This is a genomic window from Streptomyces deserti (assembly GCF_054782695.1).
On sequence record NZ_BAAGRZ010000018.1, the window covers coordinates 127831 to 139669 of the forward strand.

Below are 11839 nucleotides of genomic sequence, written 5' to 3' on the forward strand. Positions count from 1 at the left end.
GCTCCGGGGAGGCTCAGCCCCCCTGTCTCAACGAACCTCGGTCGTCGCGCCGCGCCTGCGGCGCCACAGCACCACCGGTACGACGCCGACGAGGGCGAGGGCGTCAGGGGCGGTCGTCAGGGCCGCTGCCGAGGACTGGTCGCCCAGTCCCGTCTGGTCGAAGGTGTCCGGAACCGGCAGGGTGTCCCAGCGGTTGACCGGCCAGGCCACGACGATGGCGCGGCCGACGACGTCCTTCACCGGGACCATGCCGTTGTGCTTGTCCGACCGGTTGTAGCGCGAGTCCCGGGAGTTCTGCCGGTGGTCGCCCATGACCCAGATGTAGCCCTCGGGGACCTTGACCTTGAACTGGCCGCCCTGGTCGTCGACGCTGCACGGCGTGTTGCCCGGGTAGACGTACGACTGCTCGTTGAGGGCCTTGCCGTTGACCTTCAGCGGGCCGGTGTTCTTGCACTCGACCGTGTCGCCGCCGACGCCGACGACGCGCTTGATGAGGTCCTTCTCCTCCGCGGACGGCATGAGGCCGATCCAGCTGAGGACCTTCTGCAGGGCGTTCGGATCGGCGGTGGGCTCGCCCGCCAGCCAGTTGTCCGGGTCGTGGAAGACGACGACCTCGCCGCGCTCGGGCTCGGAGCCGAACCAGGGGGTGAGCTTGTCGACCAGGACGCGGTCGCCCTCCTGGAGGGTGTTCTGCATCGAGTCGGAGGGGATCGAGAACGCCTGCACCAGGAACGTCTTGATCAGCAACGCGAGCACCAGCGCGATGCCGATCAGGATCGGCAGTTCCTTCCAGAAGGAGCGCTGCTGCTTCTTCGGCCTGGGGGTTCCGCCCGCCCCTCGGTCGTCGGTCGTGGTGTGTTCGTCCGTCACCCTGTCGTCCTCGGCCGCCCCGGAGTCACTCCCGGAGGTCACGGCGCTGTCCGCGGCCGGGACGGCTGATTCCGCGGGATGCCCGCGGTGTTCCTCGCCGCCGTGTCCGGACCGTGCGCCAACCGCCACATCCCCCACGCCAACTCCTTACTCTGTGCCGCCGCCTGCCCCATACACGACGCAGGCCCACCACTCCCATAACGAGCGGGAGTTCCGCAGGGCTCGGGAGCTGGATCATTCCGTTCGGATCGTCGGTAGCAACCCTATGCGACAGCTGGGGAGCAGCGGTCGACCCGGCGGCCGAGTCCGCCACGGAGGCGTAGGTTTTCGGCTCCTCCAAGGTGCTCCAGTGCCCCAGGGGCCAGGCGATGACCATGGCACGTCCCACCACCTCGTCCTCGGAGACCGTGCCGCCGTAGTCGGTGTCCTGGTGGGCGCGGGAGTCCGCGGAGTTGGACCGGTGGTCGCCCATCACCCACAGCCGGCCCTGGGGGACGGTGACGTCGAACTGCGTGGTGGACGGGGCGTTGCCGGGATACAGGTAGTCCTCGTTCAGTGGAACGCCGTTGACGGTGACCCGTCCCTGCGCGTCACAGCACTTGACCCGGTCGCCGCCGACGCCGACGACCCGTTTGATGAGGTCCTTCTCGTTGTCGGACGGCAGCAGGCCGATGAAGGTGAGCCCTTCCTTGATCTGCTTGATGACGACGGGGTCGTCCTTCTTGACGGTGGTCTGCTCGTCCTTGAGCCAGCCGCCGGGGTCCTTGAACACGACGACGTCCCCGCGCTGCGGCCTGGAGCCGAACCACGGGGTGAGCTTGTCGACCAGGACGCGGTCGCCGATCTGGATCGTCTGCTCCATGGAGCCGGACGGGATGACGAAGGCCTGGACGAGGAACGTCTTCAGCACGAGCGCTATGAGGACGGCGACACCGACGAGGAGCGGTATCTCCTTGACCGCGCTGCGCCGGCGCTTGCGCTTGACCTTGCGCTGGAGCTTGCGCCGCTCGGCCCGCGTCCGCCCGGTGACGGGGCCACCGGCGCGCCGGGCGCCGGTGGGCAGCAGATTCTCGGCGGGGCTCGCGGGCGCCCCGCGCGGCTTACCGCGGTTACCCATGGGCACCCTCCGCGGCCCCGTGGGCGTCCTCCGCGGCCCCGTGGGCGTCCTTCGCGCTCCCATGGGCGCCCTGGGCGGCGGGCACGCGCGCGTAGGCGTCAGGGCGGTGCAGGCGGGTGGCGTGCGAGAACGGCCAGACGATCCAGTCGGCGCGGCCGATGACGTCGCCGACCGGGATCATGCCGCCGCCCGGCGAGCCGAGGTGGTCGCGGGAGTCGCTGGAGTCGCTGCGGTGGTCGCCGAGGACGAACAGGGTGCCCTCGGGCACGACGACGTCGAAGCGCACCTGGGACGGGCTGTCGCCGGGGTACAGGAAGGTCGACTCGTCGACCGACCGGCCGTTCACCTGGAGCCTCCCCTCCTTGTCACAGCAGACCACGTGGTCTCCCCCCACACCGACAACGCGCTTGATGTAGTCGGCGTGCCCGAAGTACCCGGTTCCGTCGAACACGACGATGTCGCCGCGCTGCGGCTCGGCACCGAAACGGTACGCCAACTTATTTACGAGAACGCGGTCGCCGATCCTCAATCCCTGCTCCATGGATCCGCTGGGGATCTGGAAGGGCCGCAGCACGAACGTGCTGAGCAGCAGCAGGAACAGCAGGCAGATCAGCAGGGTCAGGGTGATCCGCCCGCCCGGGAGCCAGTCGGTGATCCGCGACACCAATGCGAAACGCGACCGTCCCTCCGAACCCTGGGGCTCCGAGGTGTCCTCGGAGTCGGAAGGGCGGGAGGAGCGGTCGCGCTCCGTCGGCTGTGCTTCGGTGTCCATCGGGGCCAGATGCTATCCGGCCCCGCTGGGGACCCGGGGAGCGTGATCCCCGGAAAGCGCTCAGCTCTCGCGCTTCTCCTTGATCTTCGCCGCCTTGCCGCGCAGGTCGCGCAGGTAGTACAGCTTGGCGCGGCGGACGTCACCCTTGGTGACGAGCTCGATCTTCTCCACGATCGGGGTGTGCACCGGGAAGGTGCGCTCGACGCCGACGGAGAAGGAGACCTTGCGGACCGTGAAGGTCTCGCGCACGCCGGAACCCTGGCGGCGGATGACTACGCCCTTGAACTGCTGCACACGGGAGCGGTTGCCCTCGATGACGCGGACGTGGACGTTGACGGTGTCGCCGGGACGGAAGTCCGGGACGTCGCTGCGCAGCGACGCGGCGTCGACGGAGTCGAGCAGGTGAGACATTTCGTCTGCTTTCTTCGCTGATGCCGCAGGTCATCAACGGCAACTAGAGGTTCGGATCGCAGCTGTGCGGGTCGGGGCGGGCGTCGTGTCCCCCTGCGGCAGGGGCGCACGCCGGACGGCGCACAACAGCGGTCTATTGTTCCACGCCCTCGACCCTGCGCCAAAATCGGCCGTGCGGCTCCCCCTCCGGGTCTGGCTCCCAGCCCAGGATGGACAGCATCTCGCGGTCCTTCTTGTCGAAGGCCTTGGGGTCGCAGCGTTCGATGAGGTCGGGCCGGTGGGCCGTCGTACGCCGCAGGGCCTCGTCGCGCCGCCAGCGGGCGATCTTCCCGTGGTGGCCGCTGAGCAGGACGTCCGGGATCCCGCGGCCGCGCCACTCGGGCGGCTTGGTGTATACGGGCCCCTCCAGGAGGTTGGCCATGGCGCCGGGGGCGAAGGAGTCGTCCCGGTGGGACTCGGCGTTGCCGAGGACGCCGGGCAGCAGCCGCGCCACGGCCTCCGTGATGACGAGGACGGCCGCCTCACCGCCGGCGAGGACGTAGTCACCGATGGAGACCTCGTACACGGGCATCCGGGTCGCGTACTCGTCGATGACGCGGCGGTCGATGCCCTCGTAGCGGGCGGGCGTGAAGATCAGCCACGGCCGCTCGGAGAGGTGGACGGCGAGTTCCTGGGTGAAGGGGCGTCCACTCGGCGTGGGCACGATGAGGGCGGGCTCGTAGGAGCCGGTCTCGTAGCCGTCCGCCAGGACGGAGTCGAGCGCGTCTCCCCAGGGCTCGGTTTTCATCACCATGCCGGGGCCGCCGCCGTACGGGGTGTCGTCGACGGTGTTGTGGCGGTCGTAGGTCCAGGAACGCAGGTCGTGCACTTGGACGTTCAGCTGTCCACGCACGCGTGCCTTGCCGACGAGGGAGACGTTCAGCGGTTCCAGGTACTCGGGGAAGATCGTGACGACGTCGAGCCGCATTACGCCTCTTCTCCGGCAGAGTCCCGTTCTCCGGCAGAGTCCCGTTCTCCGGAGGAGTCCCGGGCGGAGGCGATCTCGGCTCGGTCGTCGATCAGGCCGGGCGGCGGGTCGATGACCGCGCGCTGCTCCGCCAGGTCGACGTCGGTGACGATCTCCTCGACGAAGGGGATCATCACCTCGCTGCCGTCGGGCCGCTCGACGATGAAGAGGTCCTGGGAGGGCAGGTGCGAGATCTCCGTGATGCGGCCGACCTCCATGCCGTCCTTGGTCACGACGTCGAGGTCGATCAGCTGGTGGTCGTAGTACTCGTCCTCTTCCTCGGGGAGTTCGTCCGGGTCCACCTCGGCGATCAGGAGGGTGTTGCGCAGGGCCTCGGCGGCGGTGCGGTCGGTGACGCCCGCGAAGCGCAGCAGGAGACGGCCACTGTGCACCCGGCCCGTCTCGATCGTGAGCGGACCCACGGCGGCGGGATCCGTGAGCAGTACGGCGCCCGGGGCGAGCCTCATTTCCGGCTCGTCGGTGCGGACCTCCACGGTGACCTCGCCCTTGATGCCATGGGCGCGGCCGATCCGTGCGACTACGAGCTGCACTTTCGAAGATCTCCTGTCGTCACGACTACGGGCCGGGGACGGCCCTGTGGCCCTCCCCGGCCCGAGCCGGTGCTGCGATGCGTCAGCGGACGTGGTCCACGTCGACGAGGTCGACACGGACGCCGCGGCCGCCGATGGCGCCCACGACGGTGCGCAGAGCGCGTGCGGTGCGGCCGTTGCGGCCGATCACCTTGCCGAGATCGTCGGGGTGGACCCGGACCTCGAGCACACGTCCACGGCGCAGGTTGCGCGAGGCGACCTGCACATCGTCAGGGTTGTCGACGATGCCCTTCACGAGGTGCTCGAGAGCCTCCTCGAGCATGCTCAGGCCTCGGTCGACTCAGACGAAGAGGACTCGGCGGCAGCCTCGTCCTTCTTCTCAGCCTTCTTCTTCTGGGTGATCGCCTCACCCTTGCCCTCGTCCTCGCCGCTGATCGCCTCGAACGACGGACGCGCGGGCTTCTCGGCCGGCGTCAGCAGCGGAGCCGGGGCGGGCTCGCCCTTGAACTTCTGCCAGTCGCCGGTCTTCTTGAGGATGGCGAGCACGGGCTCGGTCGGCTGAGCGCCGACGGAGAGCCAGTACGCCACACGCTCGCTGTCGACCTCGATGACCGACGGGTTGTACGTCGGGTGGTACTTGCCGATCTCCTCGATGGCCCGGCCGTCACGGCGGGTACGGGAGTCGGCGACGACGATGCGGTAGTGAGGCGAACGGATCTTGCCCAGACGCTTCAGCTTGATCTTGACTGCCACGGGAGTGGGATCTCCTGGATTTGACGTGGTTGGGCACGGCGAGACGGCCGCGTGGGGTTGCGGTACCCGAGTGCCCGATGGACGCGTCAGCCGGAGGAGAGAGGGGTCCTGTGCGGCTGTCGAGTACAGCTAGCCATTGTGCCATACCCTGCGGGTCGCTCCGGACCGGGGGGCGTGCAGCCGGGCAGGCCTGAGGGACACCCGGCGTGGAGGTGACCGTACGTCGGGTGCGCGGCCAGGCGCCGCGGGGCCGCACCGGAATCCGGCTGCCACGAGCAGCCGGATTCTCAGCGCGCCCCCACGCCCACGACCTCCGGTTCCGGAATCCGGAACGGCTTGCCACAGCCGCCGCAGACGATCGGGGCCTGGGCCAGGACCGACGGGACGACCCGGACGTTGCGGCCGCAGTCGCAGACGGCCTTCACGCGGACGCCGCCGCCGGAGGAGCCGTGGCGGGCGGCCGGGCCGCGGAAGGTCCGGGCGGTGTCGGCCGATGTGGCCGCCGTGTGCGCCTTCAGGGCGCGCTGCAGGCGCTCGATCGTCGGGCGGTAGCGGCGCTTCGCCTCGGGGGTGAGCGTGACCAGTGAGAAGCCGCTGCTGGGATGCGGTTCCTCGGGGTGGTCCAGGCCCAGCTCCTCGGCGATCGCGAGGAATCTGCGGTTGTGGTACCGGCCCGCGCGGGAGGTGTCGCGTACTCCGCGCGCGGCGGCGATGCCGTGGACTGCCTCGTGAAGCAGTCGCTCGAAGGAGAGCTCGTGCCCGCAGGCGGACGACGACTCTCCGATCAGGGACTCGGGCGCGGCAAGATCGGGCAGCTCGGGGTGGTACCGCTGAATATCGGCCCACGCCTGCGCCAGCTCTGCGGCGAGAACAGGTGGTGTCGTGCTCACGTAATGACAACGAGCCGGGGTGCCCCTGTGTTCCTATTCCGGGGCATCCCAAATAATTTGCACGTACCCGTCAGTTGGCACTGATGCGTCCCGACGAGGGCGGGTGCGCTGATCTGCGGAGAAGCCGCACAGCTCGTACCAAGCTGGTGCGTAGTCCGCCGTACGCCCCGGCGCGTAGACGGTGTACGCGCGCCGGAGCACCTGGAGTCCGCGGTTGCGCAAGAGGCGTTTCGGCCGCTCTCCCGCGCCCCTCGCGTACGTCAGTAGGCGCGGGCGACGACAGCGACGTTACCGGGCGCGTCGTCGGTGTCCGGCACCGACCCGTCCTCGGCGACCAGACACCGTACGGTCACCGCGTGTTCGCCCAGCTCGGCCTCGCCTTCTTCGCCGAGCACCGCCCACGGGATGCGCGCCCAGCCGCCGGCGGTGGCGGCCTCGACGGCCTCCTCGATCGTCGACACGTCGGACGTACGGGACTCGCGGCGCTCGCGGGACTGCTTCAGCAGCAGCGCCTGGTCCTCCTCCAGGACCGTCGGGAGCAGCCCGGCCAGCGCGTCCAGGGCGACCGGCTCCTTGCCGCCCGGAATGCGGCGGGCCAGCATCGCGGTGCCGTTCTCCAGGTCACGGGGGCCGACCTCGATGCGTACGGGCACGCCCTTGAGCTCCCAGTCGACGGCGCGACGGCCGAAGGGGGTGTCGGTGCGGTCATCGACGTGGACGCGGACGCCGGCCGCCTTCAGCTGGTCGCCGAGCTCGCGGACCTTGGCCAGAACCGCATCGTCGCCCTTGATGGCGAGGACGACGGCCTGGACCGGCGCCAGGCGCGGCGGTACCCGCAACCCGCTGTCATCGCCGTGCGACATGATCAGGCCACCCACCATGCGTGTGGAGGAGCCCCAGGAGGTCTGCCAGACGTACTCCTGACGGCCGTCCCTGGACAGGTACTGGGTCTGGAAGGCCTTGGCGAAGTTCTGGCCGAGTTCGTGGCTGGTGCCCATCTGGAGTGCCTTGCCGTCGCCCATCATTGCCTCGAGGGTGAGGGTGTTGACGGCGCCGGCGAACCGCTCGCTCGCCGTCTTGCGGCCCAGGACGACATCGATACCGAGGACGTTGACCATGAAGTCGGCGTACACCTCCTTGTGGATGTACGCGGCATAGTCCCGGGCGTCCTCGTAGGTGGCGTGCGCGGTGTGGCCCTCCTGCCAGAGGAATTCGGTGGTGCGGAGGAACACCCGCGGGCGCATTTCCCACCGCACCACGTTCGCCCACTGGTTGATCAGCAGGGGCAGGTCGCGGTAGCTCTGCACCCACTTCGAGAAATAGTCGTTGATGATCGTCTCGGAGGTGGGCCGGACGACGACGGGCTCCTCCAGCTCCTTGCCGCCACCGTGCGTGACGACCGCGAGCTCGGGCGCGAAACCCTCGACGTGCTCGGCCTCCCTCGTCAGGTAGGCCTGCGGGATGAAGAGCGGGAAGTACGCGTTCTGGGCGCCCGCCTCCTTGATCCGGGCGTCCATCTCCTGCTGCATCCGCTCCCACAGCCCGTACCCGTACGGTCGGATGACCATGGTGCCGCGCACCGGACCGTTGTCGGCCAGCTCGGCCTTGTTGATCAGATCCTGGTACCAGCGCGGAAAATCGTCCGCCTGCGGGGTGAGAACGGGTGCCTTTGCCATGGCGCGATGGTACGGGCCCAGGTTGCCGGAATGTGAAATCTCGCCAGCGGCACATGCAACTCTCAAGCAGGGGCCACTTTCCACTGGACGACCGGTCGAGTGCGGAGTTTCCTGGCATACGGGAGTGCGAGCGCACTGCACGGGGGCCATGGAATCGGGCACAGCGGCAACTCTCGTCGGATTGGGGCGCTTACTTATGACACCTACGCTCGTGCGGCAGCACCTGCCTCACGCGGGCACCACACCCCGCGTGGACCTGCGTGCACGCGCGCGTGACTGGTCCGAGATCCAGGAGCGGATGCTCGTACCGCTCTACGAGGCCGTCTACGAGCGACTGGAAGTGGGCCCTGCCACGCGGCTGCTCGGCCTCGGCTGCGGTTCCGGGCTCGCCTTGTTGATGGCCGCCTCCCGGGGCGCCGCGGTCACCGGTGTCGACGCCTCCGGCGAACGGCTGGCGCTCGCCCGGGAGCGGCTGCTGCCCGAGGCGTGGGGCACGCGCGCGCGTGCGGACACCCGGCTGGTGGACGGCTCGCCGCAGGACGCGGGCGGCTCGGACGTGCCCGCGTACACCCTGGTGACCGCCTTCGAGCCGATCGGGTGCCTCGCGGGCGACGCGGAGGGGCTGGGCGAACTGCTGGCGGAGGCGACCCCGCTCGCCGAGCGCGGCGCGCCCGTGGTGCTGGCCGGCTGGGGTCCGCCGGAACGTTGTGCCACGGCGTCCGTGCTGCGGGTGGCCACCAAGCTGGCGGAGCCGCTGCGCAGCGCGGGCAGTTGGCGCCTCGCCCTGCGGGACGACCTGGAGGAGGTCGCCCATCGGGCGGGCCTGCGGCCGGACGGGTCCGGGCGGGTGGCGTGCCCCTTTGGGTATGCCGACGTGGACAGCGCCGTACGTGGCCTGAAGTCGACGGGGCTGTTCGACGCGGCGATGACGGCGACGGACCAGGTGCAGGTCGACAAGGAGCTGGCCGAGGCGCTGCATCCGTACCAACGGCGGGACGGGACCGTGTGGATGCCGAACGTGTTCCGGTATCTCATCGCCCGGACACCGTGACGACCGAAGACGGCCGGAATTGATCCATATTCACCCGCCCTTCCTTTGTGCTGCGCGCGAGCTTTTCCGGTGCGGGTGTGAATGGTGTGAAGAAAGCGGGGCGGGGCGGCTCTGGTTTCGCCAAGTGGATCACTGCCGCCTAATCTGATCCACCGCTCGGGGGACTTACACATCTGCATACAGGAGCTGTTTTGCTGCACCACAAGACCGCGCTGCGCCTCGCCGCGCCCGTGGCCGTCCTCGCTGTGACGCTGACCGCCTGCGGCGGCGGAGACGACACCGCCGACGCGAAGAGCCCGGCCACCCCGCAGGCGAAGGCCTCCCCGTCGCCCGAGGCGGCCTCGGGCGGCGAGCTGAAGGCCGGCGAGGCCGCGACGGGGAAGGTCGAGGAGGACCAGGGCGAGGTCACCTGGGACGTCGTGGCGCAGAAGGTCGACGTCGGCACCGAGGCGGAGGCCGCGAAGGCGGTGGCGGACGCCGCGGACGCCAAGGGCAAGGTGCTGGCCGTCGCGCACGTGAAGTACACCCACAAGGGCGGCCCGGCCCTCACCGACTTGCCCGAGGCGAACGACGGCACCACGGTGTGGGCCGACGGGCAGCGCGGCGCCGTCCTCATCGGCGCGCCCGAGGACGCCGCGGGCTGCGAGGACCCGTACGACATCGAGAGCTTCAAGCAGGGCGAGAGCCACGTCTTCTGCGAGACGTTCGTGATCCCGGCGAACGCCAAGACGGTGGAGGTCCACTGGTCGACGGAGGACGGCGAGCCGTACATCTGGAAGTTCGACCAGACGTAGGGCAGGGCCTGCCCCAGGACGGGCCTGTCGACCGGGGGTCCCCGGGGCGGCAGGCCCTCGCCTGCGGCCGGGGGCGTGGCCGCCACTACGCCTCCCGGCCGCTTCTTGTCCTGCGTCGGCCGGATGATCCTGGCGATCCGGTACACCCGCAGGGCGACGAGCACCACGGACGGTGCGACGGTGCCGCCCTGCCCGGTGACCTCCGACCAGGTCGGTCGTCGGAGCCGGCAGGAACGCGCCGGGGGCGCCCCTCCTGGCGAGGAGCGCCCCCGGCGACGTACCGGCGAGACCGTCAGCCCGTGAAGCGTCGGCCCATGAAGCGTCAGCCCATGAACTTCTTGAACTCGTCCGGCAGTTCGAAGTCCTTGGCGCCCTGCTGCGGCAGCCCGAAGGCGTTGCCGCCCTGCGCGGCGGCTGCGCGGCGGGCCGCGGCCTCCTGCTCCTGCTGCTTGCGCTTCATCGGGTTGCCGGAGCGCTGCTTGCCCTTGGACTGCTTCTGCTTCTTCTTCGCCCGGCCGGGACCGCCGCCCATGCCCGGCATCCCCGGCATGCCGGGCATTCCGCCGCCCTGAGCCATGCGGGACATCATCTTGCGGGCCTCGAAGAACCGCTCGACGAGGTTCTTCACGGCGCTGACCTCGACACCGGAACCGCGGGCGATACGGGCGCGGCGCGAGCCGTTGATGATCGTCGGGTCCTGGCGCTCGGCCGGGGTCATCGACTTGATGATGGCGGCCGTGCGGTCGACATCGCGCTCGTCGAGGTTCTGGATCTGGTCCTTGATCTGGCCCATGCCGGGCAGCATCCCGAGCAGCTTCGAGATGGAGCCCATCTTCCGGACCTGCTCCATCTGGGCCAGGAAGTCGTCCAGGGTGAAGTCCTGGCCCTTCTTGGACGCCAGCTTGGAGGCCATCTTCTCGGCCTCTTCCTGGCTGAACGTCTTCTCCGCCTGCTCGATCAGGGTGAGCAGGTCACCCATGTCGAGAATGCGGGAGGCCATCCGGTCCGGGTGGAAGGCGTCGAAGTCCTCGAGCTTCTCGCCGTTCGACGCGAACATGATCGGCTTGCCGGTGATCTGCCGGATCGACAGCGCCGCACCACCGCGGGCGTCACCGTCGAGCTTGGAGAGCACCACGCCGTCGAAGCCGACGCCGTCGCGGAAGGCCTCGGCGGTGTTGACGGCGTCCTGACCGATCATCGCGTCGACGACGAACAGGATCTCGTCGGGCGCGACCGCGTCCCGGATGTCGGCGGCCTGCTGCATCATCTCCTGGTCGATGCCGAGGCGGCCGGCGGTGTCCACGATCACGATGTCGTGGACCTTGGACTTCGCGTAGTCGATGGAGTCCTTGGCGACCTTGACCGGGTCGCCGAGGCCGTTGCCCGGCTCGGGCGCGTAGACGCCGACACCGGCGCGCTCGGCGACCACGCTGAGCTGGTTCACGGCGTTCGGGCGCTGGAGGTCGCAGGCGACCAGCAGCGGCGAGTGGCCCTGCTCCTTGAGCCACTTGCCGAGCTTGCCCGCGAGGGTGGTCTTACCGGCACCCTGCAGACCAGCCAGCATGATCACGGTCGGCGGCTGCTTGGCGAAGCGCAGCCGCCGGGTCTCGCCGCCGAGGATGGTGACCAGTTCGTCGTTGACGATCTTCAGGACCTGCTGGGCCGGGTTCAGCGCGCGGGAGACCTCGGCGCCGAGGGCGCGCTCCTTGACGTTCTTGATGAACGTCCGGACGACCGGCAGCGCCACGTCCGCCTCGAGAAGCGCGATGCGGATCTCGCGCGCCGTGGCGTCGATGTCCGCCTCGGAGAGCCGTCCCTTGCCGCGCAGGTTCTTGAAGGTCGCTGAGAGGCGATCGGAAAGAGTATCGAACACGGCGCTCGCGGTCCTCGGGGTCGGTGACAGGCTAGGGAATCGCCCTCCAGGGTATCCCGGCGTGACAAGTCGCCG

At 69.6% G+C, this 11839-nt stretch carries 13 protein-coding genes; 2 read left to right on the plus strand and 11 right to left on the minus strand.

What is annotated here, in order from left to right; all coding sequences use genetic code 11:
• Nucleotides 1–27 precede the first annotated feature (27 nt).
• From lepB (ACYVMZ_RS26380) to proS, 10 genes are all read right to left on the minus strand, one after another.
• Nucleotides 28–1008 (minus strand): signal peptidase I, encoded by a 981-nt coding sequence (gene lepB, locus ACYVMZ_RS26380; protein WP_461083803.1) that lies wholly within the window; start codon nucleotides 1006–1008, stop codon nucleotides 28–30.
• On the minus strand, nucleotides 896–1987 hold the full coding sequence (gene lepB / locus ACYVMZ_RS26385; protein WP_461083805.1) for a signal peptidase I: 1092 nt from the start codon (nucleotides 1985–1987) through the stop codon (nucleotides 896–898). Before lepB (ACYVMZ_RS26385) ends, lepB (ACYVMZ_RS26380) begins: the two co-directional genes overlap by 113 nt.
• Nucleotides 1980–2759 carry a signal peptidase I gene (lepB, locus tag ACYVMZ_RS26390; RefSeq protein WP_461083807.1) on the minus strand — a complete coding sequence of 260 codons (780 nt, stop codon included), beginning with the start codon at nucleotides 2757–2759 and terminating at the stop codon, nucleotides 1980–1982. The genes lepB (ACYVMZ_RS26385) and lepB (ACYVMZ_RS26390) overlap by 8 nt, the downstream gene beginning before the upstream one ends.
• 60 nt (nucleotides 2760–2819) lie before the next feature.
• Complete coding sequence (gene rplS, locus ACYVMZ_RS26395; protein WP_461083809.1) at nucleotides 2820–3170, minus strand: 50S ribosomal protein L19; 351 nt, start codon at nucleotides 3168–3170, stop codon at nucleotides 2820–2822.
• A 133-nt stretch (nucleotides 3171–3303) separates the two neighbouring features.
• On the minus strand, nucleotides 3304–4137 hold the full coding sequence (gene trmD / locus ACYVMZ_RS26400; RefSeq protein ID WP_461083811.1) for a tRNA (guanosine(37)-N1)-methyltransferase TrmD: 834 nt from the start codon (nucleotides 4135–4137) through the stop codon (nucleotides 3304–3306).
• Nucleotides 4137–4727, minus strand: a complete 591-nt coding sequence (gene rimM / locus ACYVMZ_RS26405; protein WP_461083813.1) for a ribosome maturation factor RimM — start codon at nucleotides 4725–4727, stop codon at nucleotides 4137–4139. The genes trmD and rimM overlap by 1 nt, the downstream gene beginning before the upstream one ends.
• Before the next feature lie 82 nt (nucleotides 4728–4809).
• Nucleotides 4810–5049, minus strand: coding sequence for an RNA-binding protein (locus ACYVMZ_RS26410; RefSeq protein WP_003973401.1), 240 nt, complete (start codon nucleotides 5047–5049; stop codon nucleotides 4810–4812).
• 2 nt (nucleotides 5050–5051) lie between these two features.
• On the minus strand, nucleotides 5052–5480 hold the full coding sequence (rpsP, locus tag ACYVMZ_RS26415) for a 30S ribosomal protein S16 (RefSeq protein ID WP_461083816.1): 429 nt from the start codon (nucleotides 5478–5480) through the stop codon (nucleotides 5052–5054).
• A gap of 287 nt (nucleotides 5481–5767) precedes the next feature.
• A complete protein-coding gene (locus ACYVMZ_RS26420; RefSeq protein ID WP_461083818.1) occupies nucleotides 5768–6370 on the minus strand; it encodes a hypothetical protein in 603 nt (200 codons plus the stop codon).
• A gap of 260 nt (nucleotides 6371–6630) precedes the next feature.
• Complete coding sequence (gene proS, locus ACYVMZ_RS26425; RefSeq protein WP_461083820.1) at nucleotides 6631–8046, minus strand: proline--tRNA ligase; 1416 nt, start codon at nucleotides 8044–8046, stop codon at nucleotides 6631–6633.
• 196 nt (nucleotides 8047–8242) lie between these two features.
• Between proS and ACYVMZ_RS26430 the strand changes: the two genes are divergently transcribed.
• Both ACYVMZ_RS26430 and ACYVMZ_RS26435 read left to right on the plus strand, forming a co-directional pair.
• A complete protein-coding gene (locus ACYVMZ_RS26430; protein ID WP_461083822.1) occupies nucleotides 8243–9097 on the plus strand; it encodes a methyltransferase domain-containing protein in 855 nt (284 codons plus the stop codon).
• A 191-nt stretch (nucleotides 9098–9288) separates the two neighbouring features.
• Entirely contained in the window at nucleotides 9289–9891 is a 603-nt protein-coding gene (locus ACYVMZ_RS26435) for a hypothetical protein (protein WP_461083824.1), read from the plus strand.
• 322 nt (nucleotides 9892–10213) lie between these two features.
• Here ACYVMZ_RS26435 and ffh read toward each other — a convergent pair whose 3' ends face one another.
• Nucleotides 10214–11764, minus strand: a complete 1551-nt coding sequence (ffh, locus tag ACYVMZ_RS26440) for a signal recognition particle protein (RefSeq protein WP_461083826.1) — start codon at nucleotides 11762–11764, stop codon at nucleotides 10214–10216.
• Between the last annotated feature and the right edge of the window lie 75 nt (nucleotides 11765–11839).